At 69.0% G+C, this 19558-nt stretch carries 13 protein-coding genes; 9 read left to right on the forward strand and 4 right to left on the reverse strand.

Translation table 11 applies throughout. The features are described 5' to 3' along the window. Positions 1-40: 40 nt before the first annotated feature. Both mxcK and mxcL read left to right on the forward strand, forming a co-directional pair. Positions 41-1303: a myxochelin export MFS transporter MxcK gene (gene mxcK / locus HUA75_RS34265; RefSeq protein ID WP_174488777.1), complete on the forward strand. Its 1263-nt coding sequence runs from the start codon at positions 41-43 to the stop codon at positions 1301-1303. Next, on the forward strand, positions 1251-2519 hold the full coding sequence (gene mxcL, locus HUA75_RS34270) for a myxochelin B biosynthesis transaminase MxcL (protein ID WP_141640657.1): 1269 nt from the start codon (positions 1251-1253) through the stop codon (positions 2517-2519). The genes mxcK and mxcL overlap by 53 nt, the downstream gene beginning before the upstream one ends. Before the next feature lie 56 nt (positions 2520-2575). On the opposite strand, the gene HUA75_RS34275 is transcribed toward mxcL, so the two are convergent. Next, positions 2576-3397: a siderophore-interacting protein gene (locus HUA75_RS34275; RefSeq protein ID WP_174466869.1), complete on the reverse strand. Its 822-nt coding sequence runs from the start codon at positions 3395-3397 to the stop codon at positions 2576-2578. Between the two features lie 340 nt (positions 3398-3737). Here HUA75_RS34275 and HUA75_RS34280 point away from each other — a divergent pair, with 340 nt between their 5' ends. The 4 genes from HUA75_RS34280 to HUA75_RS34295 all read left to right on the forward strand — a co-directional run bounded on the left by HUA75_RS34280 (position 3738) and on the right by HUA75_RS34295 (position 8729). Next, positions 3738-5435 (forward strand): alpha/beta-hydrolase family protein, encoded by a 1698-nt coding sequence (locus HUA75_RS34280; RefSeq protein WP_174488778.1) that lies wholly within the window; start codon positions 3738-3740, stop codon positions 5433-5435. A 228-nt stretch (positions 5436-5663) separates the two neighbouring features. Continuing rightward, positions 5664-6479: a YdiY family protein gene (locus HUA75_RS34285; RefSeq protein ID WP_174488779.1), complete on the forward strand. Its 816-nt coding sequence runs from the start codon at positions 5664-5666 to the stop codon at positions 6477-6479. A gap of 72 nt (positions 6480-6551) precedes the next feature. Then, the gene (locus tag HUA75_RS34290) at positions 6552-8126 is read left to right on the forward strand and encodes an AbgT family transporter (protein WP_217446404.1); all 1575 of its coding nucleotides are present in this window, start codon (positions 6552-6554) and stop codon (positions 8124-8126) included. A 135-nt stretch (positions 8127-8261) separates the two neighbouring features. After that, entirely contained in the window at positions 8262-8729 is a 468-nt protein-coding gene (locus HUA75_RS34295; RefSeq protein ID WP_174488780.1) for a hypothetical protein, read from the forward strand. A 35-nt stretch (positions 8730-8764) separates the two neighbouring features. Here the strand turns inward: HUA75_RS34295 and HUA75_RS34300 are convergent, their stop codons facing one another. Together HUA75_RS34300 and HUA75_RS34305 are read right to left on the reverse strand one after the other, a co-directional pair. After that, the gene (locus tag HUA75_RS34300) at positions 8765-10114 is read right to left on the reverse strand and encodes a DUF2254 family protein (protein WP_174488781.1); all 1350 of its coding nucleotides are present in this window, start codon (positions 10112-10114) and stop codon (positions 8765-8767) included. Between the two features lie 104 nt (positions 10115-10218). After that, positions 10219-10581, reverse strand: coding sequence for a hypothetical protein (locus tag HUA75_RS34305; RefSeq protein WP_141640651.1), 363 nt, complete (start codon positions 10579-10581; stop codon positions 10219-10221). Between the two features lie 74 nt (positions 10582-10655). Here HUA75_RS34305 and HUA75_RS34310 point away from each other — a divergent pair, with 74 nt between their 5' ends. Further along, on the forward strand, positions 10656-12101 hold the full coding sequence (locus HUA75_RS34310; protein WP_254627902.1) for a hypothetical protein: 1446 nt from the start codon (positions 10656-10658) through the stop codon (positions 12099-12101). Between the two features lie 22 nt (positions 12102-12123). On the opposite strand, the gene HUA75_RS34315 is transcribed toward HUA75_RS34310, so the two are convergent. Continuing rightward, positions 12124-13494, reverse strand: coding sequence for an MFS transporter (locus tag HUA75_RS34315; protein ID WP_141640649.1), 1371 nt, complete (start codon positions 13492-13494; stop codon positions 12124-12126). A gap of 232 nt (positions 13495-13726) precedes the next feature. Between HUA75_RS34315 and HUA75_RS34320 the strand changes: the two genes are divergently transcribed. Both HUA75_RS34320 and HUA75_RS34325 read left to right on the forward strand, forming a co-directional pair. After that, positions 13727-14770 (forward strand): LLM class flavin-dependent oxidoreductase, encoded by a 1044-nt coding sequence (locus HUA75_RS34320; protein ID WP_141640648.1) that lies wholly within the window; start codon positions 13727-13729, stop codon positions 14768-14770. Between the two features lie 168 nt (positions 14771-14938). Further along, entirely contained in the window at positions 14939-19546 is a 4608-nt protein-coding gene (locus HUA75_RS34325) for a type I polyketide synthase (protein WP_174488782.1), read from the forward strand. Positions 19547-19558: the final 12 nt, after the last annotated feature.

Below are 19558 nucleotides of genomic sequence, written 5' to 3' on the forward strand. Positions count from 1 at the left end.
CCTCGCGGCCCCCGCCGCGCGCGACACCTGGAGTCCCCTCGTGAACCCCGCATCTCCGCCTCGACAGGAGAGAGTGCTGACCCTGCTGCTCGCCGGGGTCCAGTTCAGCCACCTCCTGGACTTCATGATCATCATGCCGCTGGGGCCGGAGTTCATCCGGCGCTTCGGCATCACGACGGCGCAGTTCGGGGCGATGGTCTCCTCGTACACCCTGGCCTCCGCGGCCATGGGCGTGCTGGGCCTGTTCTGGTTGGATCGGTTCGACCGCAAGCGCACGCTGCTGGCCATCTTCGCGGGCTTCATCCTCTCCACGATGGCCTGCGGCGCGGCCACCGGCTACGTGTCGATGTTGGTGGCGCGCTCGCTGGCGGGAGCGTGCGCGGGGCTGATGGGCGCGGTCATCATGGCCATCATCGCGGACGTCGTTCCCCCCGAGCGACGGGGTCGCGCCATCGGCACGGTGATGTCCACCATCGGCCTCTCCGCCGTCGCGGGCGTTCCGCTCGGTCTCGCCCTGGCGAACCTCTTGGGCTGGCGCGCCCCGTTCTGGGCCATCTGCGGGCTGGCGGGCGTGTTGTGGTTGGGGCTCTTGAAGGCCCTGCCCCGCTTGGACCAGCACCTGTCCCGGAGCGACGAGGAGACCCGCCGCAATCCCCTGTCGACGCTGGCGGCGCCGGGGCTCGCGCTGGGCTGGCTTTTGACCTTCAGCGTGGCGTTCGCCAGCTTCCTGCTCATCCCCTACCTGGGCACGTACATGGTCGGCAACCTGGGCCTGTCGCAGACGGACCTGCCCTGGGTCTACCTGGGCGGCGGCGCGGGAACCCTCGTGGCGGCGAAGCTGGTGGGACGCTTCACGGACCGGCTCGGACCAGGCCGCATGCTCGCCTTGCTCCTGGTGGGCACCGTGGGCCCGCACCTGCTGTTCACGCACCTGTCGCCCTCGCCGCTGCCCGTCGTCATGGGGGCCTTCGTGTTGTTCATGGCCCTCACGTCCACGCGAGCCATCCCCACCATCGCGCTGGTGACGGCGCGGGTGCCTCCGTCGCTTCGCGGGCGGTTCCTCGCGGTGAACATGGCCGCGAGCGACGGCGCCTCCGGCCTGTCCGCCTGGGTGAGCGGGATGCTCATCGCGACGTCACCGGAGGGAGCGCTCATCGGCTTCGGCCAGGTGGGGTGGATGGCCGTGGCGGTGACGGCGCTCTCGCTGTGCCTGCTCTGGACGTTACTCGAATCAAGCCAAAGGAAGCCTCATGGACATGCCCGTCAGGAAGCACCCTTCCCTCCCCCGTCCCATCCTGGGTGAGCTGAAGCTGGAGCGCTCGAACCAGCTGCTCGCCGAGGCGCGCAAGACGGTCCCCGGCGTCACCCAGTCGATGATGAAGAAGCCGGAGTTCTTCGCTCCCGGCTCCTTCCCCGTGTTCCTCTCCAAGGGCCAGGGCGCGCTGGTGGAGGACGTGGACGGCCAGGAGTACATCGACTTCATCAGCGGCCTCGGCGCCAACATGCTGGGCCACAACCACCCCGCGGTGGTGGACACCATCCGCAAGCACCTGGAGGAAGGTGTCCTCCACTCGCTGCCCACGCCCGTCGAGGTCACCTCCATCCAGGCGCTGCTGGAGCTGGTCCCCGGCGCGGAGCAGGCGCGGTTCTTCAAGACGGGCGCGGATGCGACGTCCGCGGCGGTGCGCCTGTCGCGCTACGTCACCGGCAAGGAGCGCATCATCACGGTCGGCTACAACGGGTGGCACGACCACTTCATGTTCGACACACCGGGCGTGCCGGCCGCGCACGCGGGCCTGACGACGCGCCTGCCCCTCTTCACGCCTCCGGACGAGGCGGTGCTGCTGTCCACCATCGAGAAGCAGGCCAGCCAGCTGGCGGCGGTGATTCTCTCCATCCCCTACAACCGCGTGCTCACGTCCGCGTTCATGCAGCAGGTGCGCGCGACCTGTACGGCGCACGGCGTGCTGCTGGTGATGGACGAGGTCGTCACCGGCTTCCGTCTGGCGATGGGCGGCGCGCAGGAGTTCTTCGGCGTGCAGGCGGACATCGTGTGCATGTCCAAGGGCATCGCCGCGGGCATGCCGCTGTCGGCCATCTCCGGCCCGGCGAAGTACCTGAGCAAGCTGGCCGACCTCCAGGTGTCCACCACCTTCGGCGGTGAGCTGCTGACGCTGGCCGTGACGGAAGCCGTCCTGAAGTTCTACAAGAACGGCAACCACATCCAGCACGTGGCGAAGCTGGGCCGCAAGCTGCGCGAGGGCATCAACGCCCACGCGGAGGCGGTGGGCTCCCCGCTGCGCGTGCTCGGCTACGACGCGATTCCCTTCTTCCGCTACTCCACCGACATGGTCGAGCACGCGAAGTTGATGACGCCCTTCCAGGGCGGCATGGCGCGCCGGGGCATCCTGCTGCGTCGTGACGTGAACTTCCCCGGGGCCGCGCACACCGAGGAGCAGATCGACTACACGGTGGAGATGGCGGGCGAAGTGCTCCGCTCGCTCGCGAAGCCCGCGTAGCCTTCGTCGAAAGTCCCGGGGAGGTCGAGGTGTTTTCGGCCTCCCCGGGCGACGACTCAGTTCTGCGAGTCGTGGTGGTGGTCCGACAGGCCGCGCTTCCAGTAGCCGGTGACGCGCACCCAGCTCTTCTTCGTGCCCCGCTCGTTGAGCAGGTGGTCGCGGATGGGGCGCATGGAGAGCGACTCGCCCGACACCCAGGCGAAGTAGTCGCCGGGCGGGAAGTCGAGCCCGCGAATCGCCTGGTTCAAGAGGTCTGTCGTCCCAGCCTCCGCGCCATTGCGGTGAAGCCACGTCAGCGTCACGTTCGCCTTCGTGTCGAACTTCTGCTCCTCGCTGGCGTCCGACACTTCGATGAAGACGATGGCGCGAGCCCCCGCGGGAAGCTCTTCCAGCCTGCGGCCGATGGCGGGGATGGCCGTCTCGTCGCCCGCGAGCAGGTACCAGTCGAAGTCGTTGGACACGAACAGCGAGCCCTTGGGCCCGCCCACGCCGAGGAAGTCACCCGGCTTCGCCTTCGACGCCCAGGACGACGCGGGACCCGAGCCGTGGAGGACGAAGTCGATGTCCAGCTCGCCCGCCACCGCGTCATGCCGCCGGGGCGTGTAGTCGCGCGAGTCCGGCTTCTTCTCACCCGGCTGCAGCACCGGACCGTTCGGCCCCATGGTGGGGATGACCGGCTTGAGCTTCCCCTCCTCGGGGAACAGCAGCTTCACGTGGTCGTCCGCACCCTCGCTGTTGAAGCCCTGGATGTCCTCGCCCCCGAAGGTGATGCGCACCACATGCGGGGTGATGGGAGTCACCCGCAGCACCTCCAGCAGCCGGAACTTCACGGGGAAGGGCCCCCGACGGAACACTTTCTCGCTCACGCTCGTCGTCACGCCGCGCTCCTCTTCTCTTCACGCTGCCTCGAGGCCCGCCCCGAAGGACGGTCCGACAGCCAGGACTACGATATTGACTCGCAATTTCGTTATCACAAGAGGCCGGGTTCGTCTCCAGGCTTGAGGGCCTGACGGGTGGGAAGTCGGAGCCCTGGCCGGGCGCCGCCCGGGCGCACGTCAGGCGAGCGGGCCTGTGCGTCTTCCCCAGGACAGCTCCCGGGCCCTTTGTCCCTGGCAGGGATGACGAGCGCCCGCTGTGGGCCGCGTTCGCAGGTCCTACCCTCTGCATGGAACGAGGGATGCGGTGCCGCGCCGCGAGAACGTCTCCCCGGGGGTTCGCATGGAGCGCCTTCTTGATCGCGCCGCGCCGAAGCCACCCGCGCGCGGTGTCTGGCATGGGAGTCGGACTTCCTCCCGGTGGCTCCACTACACGCTCCCCGGCGCGTGGGTCGCGCTCGTGTTCGCGTGTCTGTCCTTCACGCCGTCGTTGCTGCCGCGCAGCGGTCCCTTTCAAGGCCTGGTCAGTGGCATGAGCGCGGTCATCGGCTACGGGCTGGGCGTCCTGGGCGCCTGGCTCTGGCGCGAGTTCGCCAACCGACCTCCGAGGGCTCCGAGTCCACGCGCCTGGCTCGGCTTCTTCATGGTGGGGGGCGTGGCCCTGGTCGCCGCGCTGGCGTTGGGCTGGCATTGGCAGGCGAGCATTCGCGAGCGGATGGGAATGCCCCACCCTGGCCGCGCCGGCTACCTGTTCGCGCCCGTGGTCGCGGCGGTCATCTTCTTCCTGCTCGTCGCGGCGGGGCGGGGGCTGCGCGCGGTGTATCGCCGACTGGACTCGCGGCTCGCGCGGCACATCGGCCCGCGTGCGGCCCGGGCGACGAGCGGCGTCGTGGTGGCGGCGCTCACCTTCCTGCTCGCCAGCGGCGTGCTGTGGGACGGGCTCATCTCCCTGGCGGACCGCACCCTCGCGGTGCAGGACACGACGACCGCGGAGGGCGTGTATCCGCCGAGCAGCGCGCTGCGCTCCGGAGGCCCTGGCTCGCGGGTGGGCTGGGAGACGCTCGGCCGCGAGGGACGCAACTTCGTGGGCCGGGGTCCCTCGGTCGAGGAGATCTCCACGTTCAACGGCGCCGCCGCGAAGGAGCCCATCCGCGTCTATGCCGGTTACGCCTCCTCGCCGGACGCGGAGGGCCGCGCGAAGCTGGCCGTCCAGGACCTGGAGCGAGCCGGTGGCTTCGAGCGCGAGTACCTGCTCGTCGTCACCACCACGGGCAGCGGCTGGGTGGTGCCGGAGTCCGTGGACGCCTTCGAGTACGTCACAGGCGGCGACTCCGCGATCATCTCCATGCAGTACTCGCATCTGTGGTCCTGGCTCTCCGTCCTGGTGGACCAGCAGCGCGCGCGGGAAGCGGGACGCGCCCTCTTCGATGAGGTCTACGAGCGCTGGTCGCGACTCCCCGAAGGCCGTCGTCCGAAGCTGCTCGTGTTCGGAGAGAGCCTGGGCTCCTACGGCGGAGAGACGGCGTTCAGTGGAGAGCGGGACCTGGCCAACCGCACGAGCGGCGCGCTCTTCGTCGGGCCGCCACACTTCAACACGCTGTATCGCGAGTTCACCGACCAGCGCGATGCTGGCAGCCCCGAGGTGGAGCCCACCTATCGCAATGGCCGCATCGTGCGTTTCAGCAGGCGGCCGGGCGTGGAGATTCCTCCGGCGTCCGCACCCTGGGGGAACTCCCGGGTGCTCTACCTGCTCCACCCGTCGGACCCCATCACCTGGTGGAGTCCGCAGCTGCTCTTGAGCCGTCCCGACTGGCTGAGGGAGCCCCGGGGCGATGACGTCGTGGACGCGATGGTGTGGCTCCCCTTCGTGACGTTCTGGCAGGTGACAGCCGACCTGCCGCTGGGGATGGCGGTCCCTCCCGGCTATGGCCATGTCTACACGGGCGAGCACGTGGACGGCTGGCTCGCGCTGCTGCGGCCGGAAGGCTGGACCCAGGAGAAGACCGCGCGACTGAGGGAGCGCCTGCGGCCCGAGCCGTGACGAGTGTCGCGCGTCGGATGAAGGCAGTGAATCGGAGTCGGGCCCTGACGCGCACGCGAGCGTCCCGCGCTGCCCCCTTGGGCGATTGCGCGCCCTGTCACGCATGACGAGTGTTTGACGGAACCCGAGAGGGCGGCACGCGCCTGCTCGCTGTCCTGGCCGTGAACTCCGCGCCTCCCGTCTCCTGGCATCGCTCCAGGAGCGCCTCACTGCTTCACCCGAGTGTGTATGAGCCCTCTTCTCTTCCTCCTCACGGTCCTTGCCCAGACTCCCACGCCGCCGCCCGACACGGTGTCGGAGGACGGCCCGGTGCGCCCATGCACCGAGGATGAGGAAGAGGACGTCGGGCCCTGGACAGGCTCCTTCGGCGTCGGCTTCTCGTTCTTCACCGGCAACAGTCGCTCGTACACGCTGACGGGCAATTCCCTGGCGGAATACGAGTCACCCAAGTGGGCACTCACCCTGGAGGCGGATGGCGCCTACGGGAGAGCGGCGGCGTCCGAGGACGAAGAGGAGCTCATCGCGGAGGCGCTCGGAGCGTGGGTGCGTGGAGAGTACCGGGCCACGCCCCTGCTCAGCGCGTACACGTACCTGGGGGCGGAGACCGACCACCTGTCGAGCCTCGAGCTGCGCGCGGAGGTGGAGCTGGGGGTCGGCTTCACGTTGATTGAGCAGAAGAAGCGCAAGACGGACGAGCTGTTCCTGCGGGCCTACCTGGGCGCTCACTACGCCCATGACCGCAGGTTCCAGTACGTCCCCACGCAGAAGGATCTCCCCAGCGTCGACCTGTGGTCTCCCTCGGTCGGGGTGATGTTCCGCTACGACATCAACGAGCGGGTGGAGTTCCGGGAGTACGCGATGCTGCTTCCGGATGTCTTTGGCGACACGCGCGTGCTGCTGACCTCCACCACGAAGCTCTCCGTGAACCTGACGGGGCGCCTGGCGCTCACCACGTTCTTCGACGTACGGCATGACAGCTCACCGGCGGAGGGAAAGGCCTCCACGGACACCGCGCTCACGGTGGGAGCAGAGCTGACGCTCTGAGGCAGGGGGCTCGCGCGTCGTCGCGGGATTGAGCGGCAAGCGTGTCCCCGGATGGAAAGGATCGGGACGACCATGAAGGCAGCTCACTTCAACGATTCGATGCCGGAACGGCAGACCGAGACACCGCCCAAGAAGAAGGGACTGGAGCGGATTCTCGACACCGTCGAGCGGGTGGGAAACAAGGTCCCCCATCCGGCGGTGATCTTCGTCGCGCTGATTGGCATCGTCATCCTGCTCTCCCATGTCTTCTACATGATGGGGGCCAGCGTCACGTACCAGACCATCAATCCGGAGACCCACGCCCCGGAGGAGACGACCGCCGCGGCGAAGAGCCTGCTGACGGGCGACGGGCTTCGCTTCATGTTCGAAGGCGTCGTCCAGAACTTCATGAACTTCAACGCGGTGGGGGTCATCATCGTCGCCATGCTCGGCGTCGGTGTCGCGGACGCCGCGGGCCTGGTGGGGGCGCTGATTCGCAAGCTGGTGGCCGTCGCGCCCCGCAAGGCGCTGACGTACATCCTCGTCTTCGTCGGCATCCTGTCGAGCATCGCGGCCGACGCTGGGTATCTGGTCCTGATTCCCCTGGCGGCGGCGGCCTTCCTCACCGTGGGACGTCATCCCCTGGCGGGTCTGGCGGCGTCCTTCGCGGGCGTCGCGGCGGTGTTCACCGTCAACATCCTGATCAAGCCGCTGGACGGAATCCTGACGGAGATCACCAACGACGCCATCCACATCCTGAATCCCGAGCGCTCCATCGACCTGACGGCGAACTTCTGGTTCTCCGTCGCGTCGGTCATCATGCTGACCTTCATCGTCTCGCTCATCACCGACAAGGTCATCTCGCCCCGGCTGGGTGAGTACAAGGGCGAGAAGCCGGACGCGGCGGGTGCGACGATGAGCGCGGACGAGTCGCGTGGACTCAAGTTCGCGGGGTTGGGGGTGCTGGCCGTCCTCGTGTTCTTCGGGCTGCTGACCCTGCCGCCGGGCGCGCCGCTGCGCAATCCGGAGACGGGGGCCATCGTCGGCGACTCGCCGTTCATGAACGGCCTGATTGTCGCAATCACCCTGCTGTTCCTCGTGGCGGGTGCGGCCTACGGCATCGGCGCGAAGACCATCCGGAGCAGCGTCGACGTCATCAAGGCGATGGAGAAGGCGGTGTCGGGGCTGGGCGCGCTGATCTTCCTGCTCTTCATCATCAGCCAGTTCATCGCCCTGTTCACGTACACCAACATGGCGACGCTCGCGGCCGTGAAGATGGGCGACATCCTGGAGGACGCGGGGCTCGGGGCGCTGCCGTTGCTCGTCGGGTTCGTCGGCGTCGTCGCCGTGCTGGACCTCATCATGACGGGCGCCATTCCGAAGTGGGCCATCTTCGCGCCCGTCTTCGTGCCGCTGCTGATGCGGCTGAATGTCGACCCGGAGGCCGTGCTGGCCGCGTACCGCGTGGGTGACGGTCCGTTCAACGCCATCTCGCCCTTGAACGCCTACTTCGCGTTGATCGTCACATTCGCCCAGAAGTACCAGAAGGAAGCAGGCGTGGGCACCATCGTGGCGCTGATGTTGCCGTACGTCGTGGTCGTCTTCATCGCGTGGATCCTCCTCCTGGTGGCGTGGCAGGTGCTGGGGCTCCCGTGGGGACTCGGGTAGGCCCAAGAGGACACCTGAACCGAGGCCGTGCCAGGGCCGAGTGCCCTGGCACGGCTCGAGGGTGAGCAGGTGGGGCACGGCAGGAGCCGAAGGACTCGCTCGTCGACCACGAGGTGAAGCTGATACCTTACGTCCATGAATCCGGATGCAGGTGTCGAGAGGACTGGCCTTCATTGGACCCTGCAACCCGCGAAGAGCGCCGCGCTCGCTGTGACCTTCGCGGCGGCATCAGCGCTACTGGCCCCCTGGGTCACTCCGATGCCGGCCCTCCCGCCCGCCGTGGGCGCCCTTTGCGGCGTCATCGTCGGCACGCTTCAGGCGCGCAGCCTGAGGGCGGCTCCCGATGCAATCCGCGCCGCGAAAACCGCGATTGAGGTTCGTCGCGCGATGGTGGCGACCGTCGCCGGGAAGTGGGCCATCCGAGCGCACTGGGTGACCACCGTCGTGCTCTTGACCCTCGCCATGATGATGATGGGCATCGGAACGTTCGTGGCGTTTGTGGTGGGCAGCCTGGCATACATGGCTGTCCGCGACCTCACGACCCTGCCCGAGCTCCTTCGTCTGTCGAGTGCCCCATCCTCTCCCGCTGGGGAACCGCGTTAGGACGACAGGTGGCGACCTGCTGAGCCGGGATCGGCTCAGTGCGGGCCCCACTCGCCCGCGTTGGCTCCGAGGTCGCTTGGCGAGCGGTTCTCGAACGCAGCGCGAATGCGCCTGGATTCCGTGAGCCGTCGATGGAGGCGCTCACGCTCGGGGGTCTCCTGTGCGGTGGCCATCGCGAGCACGCGAGCCACGAGTGCGTGCGCCGCGGCCCGGTCTTCCGCATCCCAGGCGGTCAGCCCCACGGCGAGCGCGATCTGGAGGACCTCTTCAAGGACCTCGGGACTGCCCATTCCATGGTGCAGCGGACCATCCACAGCCATGAAGAGATAGTCGCGCAGGCGCATCCCCGCGACGGACGCACGCACCTGTCCATCGGGGTCGACCACGTTCCAGTCCCCCAGCGGCAGATGTCCCAGCCGGCGCATCACCGAGCGGACCTGCTGCAGCGCCTGTCGCGCCGTATAGGCGTCGTTCGCGGAGGTCGAGAGCGCCCGGTTGGCGACGTCGACGAGGATGCGAATCCCGAGCGCGGGGTCGCAATCAGGCTCGCGCGCCGCGGTGAGGAGCAGGGCCGAGGCGAGGCTGTGCATCGCGCGAGGGTCCATGGACCCAGGAACTTCCCCCACCACCCAGCCGACGACTTCCCCCGTGTCGACATAGTCGCCGACGAATACGTCGATGCGCACCCGCACACGCCAATGCCGGGCGGTTCGAGTGAGGCGACGGAGGTCGACCTCGGTGAGGTAGCCAGAGGAAGGCGCCGTGAGCGCGGAGGACTCGGGCGGCAGCAGCAGGGTCGCCGCCGGGTCCAATGGGAGTCGGCTCAGTCGAGCCCGGATGCGACGCTCTGCCGCCGAGACGACCAACTCCTGGACGAGTCCGAGCACGCGCTCCACGCGCATGTAACGGAACGTGCGAATCATGCAGACGACCAGGGACACGAGCGCGCAGAGGACCAGGATGAAGGCCCCCGAGAGCACGGGACGTGGACGGACTCCCGCGTCCGTGATCAAGCCCAGCTCCCGTCCGGCCACGAGGATGTACCCACTGGAGACGCAGAACAGCGGGATGGCGCGGCGCAGCGGCGCGCTCTTCAAGTAGAGCGGGACGAGCCGGGGTGAGTATTGATTCGCCGCGGACTGGATGACCGGTGCATTCAGGGACAGGACCACCGTGAGGACGGTGATCTGCAGTCCGAACAGCGCCGTGAGCGCGGAGCGTGTCTTGGAGGGGTCCCCCCGCCAGGCCAGCCCGAAGAAGGCCGACGCGTAGTCCGTCTGAACCCGCGCCAGCTCCAAGCCAAGCAGGCCGCCGATGCCGAGACAGGCGAGCAGCACCAGCCAGTAGGGGTCACGGATGAGCCTGCGGAGACGGCGGGCGACCATGCGAACTCCCTCTCGGCCAGAAGGAAAATGTGGCCCCGGAGGGCGTGGCACGCAGCAGACACACGGACAGGCAGCAGCCCGTGGACTCGGTGCACGGACGCGCCCTACCCGGCGTCGTTCACTTCGACGAGCGCCGCCAGGAACAACGAGTAGGTCAGCTCCGCCACGGGACGCTTCTCGCGGCGCGCCTGCGTGCGCAGCGCCTTGGGCAGCGAGCATGGCTTGCCGCGCTCTCCATCACGGAGCTGCACATAGCCCCGCTCCGAGTACCCAAGCACCTGCCATCCCCGCTGACAGAGGGCCTGCGCCAGGTCGTCCGTGAGCTGGTGGTGGATGGCCTTCGCCAGCGGATGCTGGCCGAAGATCTCATGCGACCACCGACCCTCGTCTTCACGCCAACCGCGCGCCCGCAGGTAGTTGGCCTTCCGCGCGAGGGAGAGCCCTCCGACATGGCGTTCAAGCTTCATGGTGTCACGAAGGCTTTACATGCACACTGCGACAGAGTGCAATTGCGTGAATTTCTTGGCGTGGAGCCTTCGTGATGTCAGGCGCAGATGGGCGGCAGGGCAAGATGTTCTCCGAGGAAACCCACGTGCTGCACGGCGAGCTGTCCGCCGCGGCGGTGGCCTTCCTGAAGTTCGCGGAGCGGACTCCCGAGGCATTCGCGAAGCACCGCTTCGGCAAGTTCGAGGAGTCGCCGCTCATGTATTACGAGCTGCACCGCTGGCCCATCCTCATCGACGCGCGCCGGAACCAGTTGCTGGAGGACGTCTCGGTGAAGCTCAGCCGGCTCGTCAAGCGCGGGCCCCGGCTGCTGCTCGGCGGTGACCCGGCACGTGTCGCCGAGTACTTCGGTCTCCCGCCCGAGCGCGCACGCGTGGCGGTGGAGGCCCTGGCCCTCACGGACGACGCGCGCGGCGTGCTCAGCCGGGGCGACTTCATCGACTCCGCGGACGGGCTCAAGTGCCTTGAGATCAACATGATGGCGGGCCTGGGTGGTTGGGAGACGGCGCTCAAGGCCCAGGTGGTGATGGACCAGCCCGTGCTCCAGCGCTTCACCCAGGAGCAGGGCCTGCGCGTCCAGCTCCAGGACACCCTCAAGGCCTTCCTCTCCCACGTCATCGACGACGTGCGCCGGACTGTCGCCTGGGAGGGCGAGTGCAACCTGGCCGTGCTCTTCCCGGACAACGAGCTGCCGGACCCGGTGGGTGTCGAGATGGCGACCCTGCTGCTCAACACCACCTTCACGGAGCTGCTCGAAGCGGAGGGCGCGAAGGGCGAGGTGCTCATCGGCGCCTACGGCGAGGTCCACGACGCGGAGGGACACCGCTTCACGATGCGCGGCCGACGCGTGCATGCCGTGCAGGAGCATGACGCGAGGGACAGGCTGGAGGTGGTGGGAGCGGCGTTCGATGCCCGCGTCGGCGCCGCGCTCGCCGCCCGCACCCTCTGCCTCTACAACGGCCCGGCGCAGGAGATCCTCGACGACAAGCTCAACATCTCGCTGCTGTCGGAGAACGAGGACTCCCCTGCCCTCTCCGCCGAGGAGCGCGAGCTCATCCGCCAGCACATCCCCTGGACGCGGCGGCTCCAGCGCACCCACACCCAGCGGGCCGGTGAGCGCGTGTGGTTGCCCGACCAGGTCGTCGCCTCGAAGCGCGATGGGCTGGTGCTGAAGGCGGGCCGCGCCTACGGAGGGAAGTCGGTGCTCATCGGCCGGTCGATGACCGCCGAGGCGTGGGACGCGGCCATCCAGGAGGCGCTGGAGAGCGGCGGGTGGATCATCCAGGAGCGCGTCGAACCGCGCCCCTACCACTTCATGCGGGACGACGGCTCCGTGGGCCCGCACATCCTCATCTGGGGCTCGTTCGTCTTCGGCGAGCGCTACGGCGGGACGATGGTCCGGATGAATCCCATGGGTCGGGGCAAGGACGTGGTCAACGCGACGCAGGGCGCGTTGATGTGCGCGCTCGTCGTCGTCGAGTAGCCCGCCCGTCCGGGGCCCTCCGTCACGCCGAGGTCGGCGCCGGCTGGGGCCCCACGCTCGAAGGCGGCTCGCGCAGAACGTCCGGCAGCTCCAGCTCCACGTTCCTCACCCGGGGGGAGAGCCAGGCCACCAGCACGTTCACCGCGCACAACACGCCCAGCACCAGGTAGAGCAGCGCGATGCCCCGCCCCGGGCCCACGCCGAGCATGGGCCCGAAGCGCCCCGCCAGCGCGCCGCCCGGGGCCATCCAGGGCTCGAAGAATCGGTCCGCCAGCGGTCCCGAGAGCAAGGCCGCCACCGGCGGCGTGGACAGGGCGATCATCCGCCTCACGGCGAAGACCCGGCCCTGCAACTCCGACGGCACCTTGCTCTGCCAGATGGACTGAGAGCACCCCATGACCCCTGGGGTGGTGAACATGAAGACGAAGGCGGCGCCCGCCACCAGTCGCGCATCCGCCGGCAGCGCCGCCGCGAACAGGGCCAGGCCCGCGAGCAGCTCGAAGCCAAGCACACCGAGGATGCGCCGCCGGGGCCCACCCCACACGCTCATCAACAAGGCCCCCGTGAGCACCCCCATGCCCGAGCAGGAGGCAATCCACCCGAGGGTCGACGCGTCCGCGAAGCTCAGGACCATGGGAGTGATGAGCACCGTCACCAGGCTCACGAACAGGTTGGCCACGGCGATACACGTCAACAGCCCCAGCAGGCCGGGCCGCGCCTGGATGAAACCCCACCCGACCGCCATCTGCTCCAGCAGGGAGCCTCTCGCCGCGCGCGCGGTGGCGCTTTGCTCGGGCTGGGGGAATCCCACACACAGCAGCACCAGCGCGGAGAGGAAGAAGGACCCCAGGTTGATGAGCAGCACCCCCTGGAGGCCGATTCGCACCACCAGGAGTCCCGCCAGCGCGGGCCCGCCCAACTGGCCGATTCCCAGCGCCAGCTCAATCAGGCCATTGGCCCGCCCCAGGTGCTGCTTGGGCACCATCAGCGCCGTGGAGGCCGAGTAGGCCAGCGCACGGAACGTGCCCGCGGCCGCGCACACCGCGATGGGCAGGTACAGGTGCCAGCTGCGCAGGCTCCAGAGCCCTGCCCCGTCCGCCACCAGCATGAGCCACATCAGCAGCATGGTGAGCCCCGCCCCCACGTCCGCCAGCACCATGATGCGGCGGCGGTCCCACCGGTCCACGAGCGCCCCGGCGACGGGGGCAATCAGCACCATCGGCAGGAACGAGAAGAACGAGGCGAGCGAGTACTCGGTGATGGAGTCACTGCTCCGATACACGTGGACCATCACCGAGAAGCCCGCCAGCGCCGAGCCCAGCGAGGAGACCAGCTGCGCGAACCAGGTGAGCCCGAAGACGGCGGGCGGGTGCGTGATGACGCGTCGGAACATGTGGGAGGTGCTGATAACAGGTCGCGGCCGGGAAGAAGGAGGAGTCCGCGCAACCACAGCACTCCTGCCTGTCACATTTTCTCGGAGTTCAAACAAAATCAGCCAAGCCTCATTTCTCACGGCTGGCGGTGCTATTATAGTAACGACCCCCAACGAAACGCGGTCAACTCGACGCCCCGGCCCGTGTCGTCCACGGCCGAGGGTGTCACTTGCCCCGGGAGAAGCGCTCGCCGTGAAGCTCAGTGTCCTTGACCATTCCATCGTCGCCCGAGGCAGCACGACACGTGAGGCATTCCAGAACACGGTGGAGCTGGCCCGTGCGGCGGAGCAGCTCGGCTATCACCGGTTCTGGGTCGCGGAGCACCACGGCTCCGGACACTTCGCCGGTGTCGCTCCCGAAATCATGGTGGCGCATGTCGCGGCGGCGACGTCGCGCATCCGTGTAGGCACGGGCGGTGTGCTGCTGACGAACTACAGCCCCTTCAAGGTCGCCGAGGTCTTCCGGCTGTTGGAAGCGCTCCACCCGGGACGCATCGACCTGGGCATCGGGCGGACGTCTGGCAGCGCGGACCTGGTGGCCAAGGCGCTGGCGTACGGCGTCCCCGCGAGCAACGAGAGCTTCCCGACGAAGCTCGAGGACCTCATCGCCTTCATCTCGGGGAGCACGCCCGCGACGGCGGAGTTCCAGGGGCTGGGGTTGCGGACGATGGCGCCGGGGATGCCGCAGTTGTGGGCGCTGGGCTCGGGTGAGCAGAGCTCCGTGCTCGCCGCGCGGCTGGGAATCTCCTTCTGCTTCGCCCACTTCTTCAATCCGATTCACGGCGGTCCGGTGACGCGCGGCTACCGCGCGCGGTTCCAGCCCTCTCACGTGCAATCGGCGCCTCGCTCCTCCGTCAGTGTGTATGTCATCTGTGCACCGACGGAGCAGGAAGCTCGGCGGATAGCCCGCAGCAGCGACCTGCTGACCATCAACACCCGCCGGGGCCGCAACGAAGAGCCCATTCCCTCCATCGAGGAGGCGGAGGCCTACGCCTATACGCCCGAGGACCAGGCCACGCTCGAGTTCGACCGCAAGCGCGTCGTCTGCGGAGCTCCGGCCCAGGTGAAGGAGCAGTTGCTGGGCATGGCCGAGGAGTTCCAGGCGGACGAGCTGCTCATCACGACCATCGTCCACGACCACCGCGCCCGGCTGCGGTCCTACGAATTGCTCGCCGACGCGTTCTCGCTCACGAACACGCGCGACGAAGCCCTACCCACCGCCCGCACCGCGAGCTGATTCGCGGCCTCGGGTGACTCGCGGCGGCCGGGGGACCGCCGCGGGCGACGGCTCCAGCACATTCGTCACGGACGTTCCTCCGCCTTGAAACCGTATGTGCGGACCGTTCGTACGTTCCAGACACGCCTCCCCCTGATTCTCCTCCTGCCTGTGAGTGCTTCGACCGCCATGAGCGAAGACAACCTGAATGACGGCGATGCACTGGCCATTGCCATTGTCGGCATGGCCGGCCGCTTCCCGGGCTCTCCGGACGTGGAAGCCTACTGGCGCAACCTCCGCGACGGCGTGGAGGGCATCCGCTTCTTCACGGACGACGAGCTGCGCGCGCGGGGTGTCCCCGAAGAGCGACTGAGGCAGCCGGGCTTCGTGAAGGCCGGGGCGGTGCTGGAGCAGGTGGATGCCTTCGACGCGGGCTTCTTCGGCTACTCGCCGCGTGAGGCGGCGTTGATGGACCCGCAGCACCGCATCTTCCTGGAGTGCGCCTGGGAGGCGATGGAGCACGCGGGCCACGGGCTGGACACGGAGTCGCGCTCGGTGGGCGTCTTCGCCGGAACGAGCCTGAGCACCTACCTGCTCTTCAACCTGCACACGCACCCGGAGCTGCTCGATTCAGGCGACAGCTTCCAGGTGATGATTGGCAACGACAAGGACTTCCTCGCCACGCGGCTCGCGTACCACATGGACCTCAAGGGTCCGAGCCTCGACGTGCAGACGGGATGTTCCACCTCGCTGGTCGCAACCCACCTGGCCTGTCAGGCGCTGCTCGGTTTCCAGTGTGACGTGGCGCTCGCGGGGGGCGTGTCCGTGGACATGCCCCAGCGCACCGGCTACGTGCACCAGCCCGGTGGCATCGCGTCGCCGGACGGGCACTGTCGCCCCTTCGATGCCGAGGCCCAGGGAACGCTCTTCGGCAGTGGCGTGGGCGTGGTGGTGCTCAAGCGGCTGGAGGACGCGCTGGCGGACGGCAGCCACATCCACGCCGTCATCCGCGCCACGGCCGTCAACAACGATGGCGCCTCGAAGCTCGGCTACACCGCCCCCAGCTCCGAGGGACAGGCGGAGGTCATTGCCCGCACCCATGCGCTGGCGGGCGTGACGCCGGACAAAGTGGGCTTCGTGGAGACGCACGGCACCGGCACGCTGCTGGGAGATCCGGTGGAGGTCTCCGCGCTGACGAGCGCCTTCCGCGCGGGCACCGAGGCCACCAGCTTCTGCGCGCTGGGCTCGGTCAAGTCGAACATCGGCCACCTGGACGCGGCGGCGGGCGTGGCCGGCCTCATCAAGGCGACGCTCGCGGTGGAGCACGGGCAGATCCCTCCCACCCTGCACTGCCGGACGCCCAACCCCAACATCGACTGGGCCCGGAGCCCCTTCTATGTGAACGCCACGCTGAAGGACTGGCAGCCCCATGGCCACCGGCGCCACGCGGGCGTGAGTTCCTTTGGCATTGGCGGCACCAACGCCCACGCGCTGCTGGAAGCGCCTCCTCCTCCCGCGCCTTCCGGCCCCACCCGGCCGTGGAAGCTGGTGGCCCTCTCCGCGAAGAAGCCGGGCGCGCTGGACACGCTCAGCCACAACCTCGGCGCGCACCTGGCGGCGCATCCGGAGCAGGAACTGGCGGACGTGGCCTACACCCTCCAGATCGGCCGAAAGGCCTTCGCCCATCGGCGCGTGGTGATTTGCGAGGACGGCCAGGACGCGGCCACCGTGCTGACCGATGGGGCACCGGAGCGCGTGTTCACCGGCATGGCGAAGGACGGTGGACGTCCCGTCGTGTTCCTCTTCCCCGGTGGCGGGGCCCAGCACGTGCGCATGGGGCAGGAGCTGTACGAGACGGAGCCCGCCTTTCGCGAGGCCTTCGATGCGTGCGCCGCCCTGCTGTCGCGCCGGGGAGGCCCGTCGCTGCGCGCGGTGCTCTACCCGCCTGGAGACGCGGACGCCTCGGCGCCCCTCCCTCGCCCGTCCGTGGGCCTGCCCGCGCTCTTCACCGTGGAGTACGCGCTCGCGAAGCTGTGGGAGTCCTGGGGCATCCAGCCCGAGGCGATGATTGGCCACAGCATGGGCGAGTACGTCGCCGCCTGCCTCGCGGGTGTCTTCTCGCTGGAGGATGCGCTCGCCCTGGTGACCGAGCGGGGTCGCCTCTTCGAGCAGCTCCCCTCGGGCGCCATGGTGAGCGTGGCCCTGTCCGAGGAGGAACTGCTGCCGCTGCTGAGCGAGCGGCTGTCGCTGGCCGCCGTCAATGGACCCACTCAGTGCGTGGTGGCCGGAGACACCGCCGCCGTGGACGCGCTTTCGACGGAGCTGGCGGCGCGTGGCATCGAGCACCGTCGGGTCCACATCGACGTGGCCGCGCACTCGCACATCATCGACTCCATCCTGCCGGCGTTCTCCGCCTTCGTGAGTCGGCTGAAGCTGCAGACGCCCAAGCTGCCCTTCGTGTCCGGTGTGACGGGGACGTGGGTGACGGAGGAGGAGGCCACGGACCCGCGCTACTGGGTGCGGCACCTCCGGCAGACGGTGCGTTTTGGCCCCGGCCTGCGCTGCCTGATGGAGGACACCTCGCGCGTGCTGTTGGAGGTGGGCCCCGGCCGGACGCTGGGCTCGCTCGCGCGGCTCCAGGTGGCTCGCGACCAGTCCACCGTCGTGCTCACGTCGATGCGCGCTCCTCGCGAGCCGGGCTCCGACGTGCGCTTCGTGCTCACCACCCTGGGCCGGCTCTGGATGGCCGGCGTGCCGGTGGACTGGAAGCGCCTCTATGCCGGAGAGAAGCGCCGGCGCGTGGTGCTCCCCACCTACCCCTTCGAGCGCAAGCGGCACTGGTTGGACCCGAAGCTGGTGGGCGCCATCGTTGGCGGAGAGGCCTCGCTCGCCCGGCGCAAGGACGCCTCCGACTGGTACTACCTGCCGTCCTGGAAGCGGACGCTCGCCCCGCGCGTGCCCGCGGCCACCCTGGGTCACTGGCTCGTCTTCGTCGACGAGCGGGGGCTGGGTGACGCGCTGGCGGCGCGGCTCATGGAGACCGGCGGCCGGGTCACCCGCGTGAAGTCCGGGCCTGACTTCCGCCGGCTGGAGGACGGAGACTTCGAGGTGAACCCGGGCCGCGCGGAGAATTACGCGACGCTGCTGGCCGCGCTCACCGAGGACGGGCCGCGACCCGACCGCATCGTCCACCTGTGGAGCGTGGATGCAACGGGCGCGGGCCTGGAAGGCGTGGAGCGCGCCCAGGACACGGGCTTCTTCAGCCTGCTCTTCCTGGCGCAGGCGCTGGGAGGCCAGGGTTCGTCCGGGTCGGTACACCTCACGGTGGTCTCCACCGGAGTGCAGTCCGTCACCGGCCACGAGTCACTCGCCTCGGAGAAGGCCACGCTGCTCGGCGCATGTCGCGTGCTGCCCCATGAGGTGCCGGGCCTCACGTGTCGGACGCTCGATGTGGAGCTGCCCGAAAGTCCGACGGAGCTCCCCGCGTTGGCGGCACGACTGGCGGGTGAGGTCACCGCAGCGTCCTCCAACGGCGCGGTCGCGCTGAGAGGCGCCCACCGCTGGGAGCAGTCCCTGGAGCCCGCGCACCTGACGCCTCCGGAGGCGGGCGCGCCGACGCGGCTGCGGCCTCGGGGCACGTACCTCATCACTGGTGGCCTGGGCGGAATCGGCCTGGTGCTGGCGGAGTCTCTCGCGCGCAAGGTACAGGCCCGGCTGGTGCTGGTGGGTCACCGCGCGATGCCGGAACGAAGCCACTGGGATGCGTGGCTGGGCGCACACGACGAGCAGGACGTGGTGAGCCAGCGGATTCGCCGGGTCCTCGTGTTGGAGTCACTCGGGTCCGAGGTCCTGGTGCTCCAGGCGGACGTGGGCGACGCGGGGCAGATGGCGGAGGTGATGCGCCGCACGCGTGAGACTTTTGGCGATCCGCATGGCGTCATCCATGCCGCGGGTGTGCCCGCGGGTGGGCTCGCGCAGCTTCGCACCCGGAAGGCGGTGGAAAATGTCCTCCGTCCGAAGGTGCGAGGCACGTGGGTGCTGCACGAGCTGTTGAAGGGCATGCCCCTCGACTTCCTCCTGCTCTGCTCGTCCCGCACGGCCTTCACCGCCGAGCCCGGGCAGATCGACCACTGCGCGGCGTGCGCCTTCCAGGATGCCTTCGCCTACCAGGCCTCGGCGACGGGGAGCCTGCCGGTCATCTCCCTGGGCTGGGACACGTGGCGCGAGGTGGGCCAGGCCGTCACCACCCAGATTCCCGGCGGGGCCGACGCGCTGCGCGAGGCGATGCTCACCCACGCCCTGTCCCCCACCGAGGGAGTGGACGTGTTCGAGCGCGTGCTCGCGCAGATGCCCACGCACGTCGTGGTGTCCACGCAGGACCTGCGCGCGGCCATGGCCCGCAGCGCCAGCTTCCTCCAGGACCTGATGGGCCCGGTGGAGACGGACGACGCGCCCAAGGGAGAGCGCGCGGCGCCCACCAACATGGACGACGCGGAGCGCGAGCTGGCGGACATCTGGCGGCGCTTCCTGGGCGTGGAGAGCGTGTCGCTGCACGAGAACTTCTTCGAGCTGGGTGGCAACTCGCTGATTGGCCTGAAGGTCATCAACGAGGTGAAGCGCCGCTTCGGCACGGACGTGCCCGTGGTGGCGCTCTTCGAGAACCCCACCTTGAGCGCCATGGCGCGGCTCCTGACGCGCGGACAGGACCCGGCGCCGACGACGACCACCAGCGACCGGAGGAGCCGAGGAGCGCGGCGCCGGGAGCAAATCCAGCAGCGCCGCCAGTCCGGCAATTGAGGGGGAGGAACC

Source organism: Myxococcus sp. CA040A, from assembly GCF_013336725.1.
Taxonomy (GTDB): Bacteria; Myxococcota; Myxococcia; order Myxococcales; family Myxococcaceae; genus Myxococcus; species Myxococcus llanfairpwllgwyngyllgogerychwyrndrobwllllantysiliogogogochensis.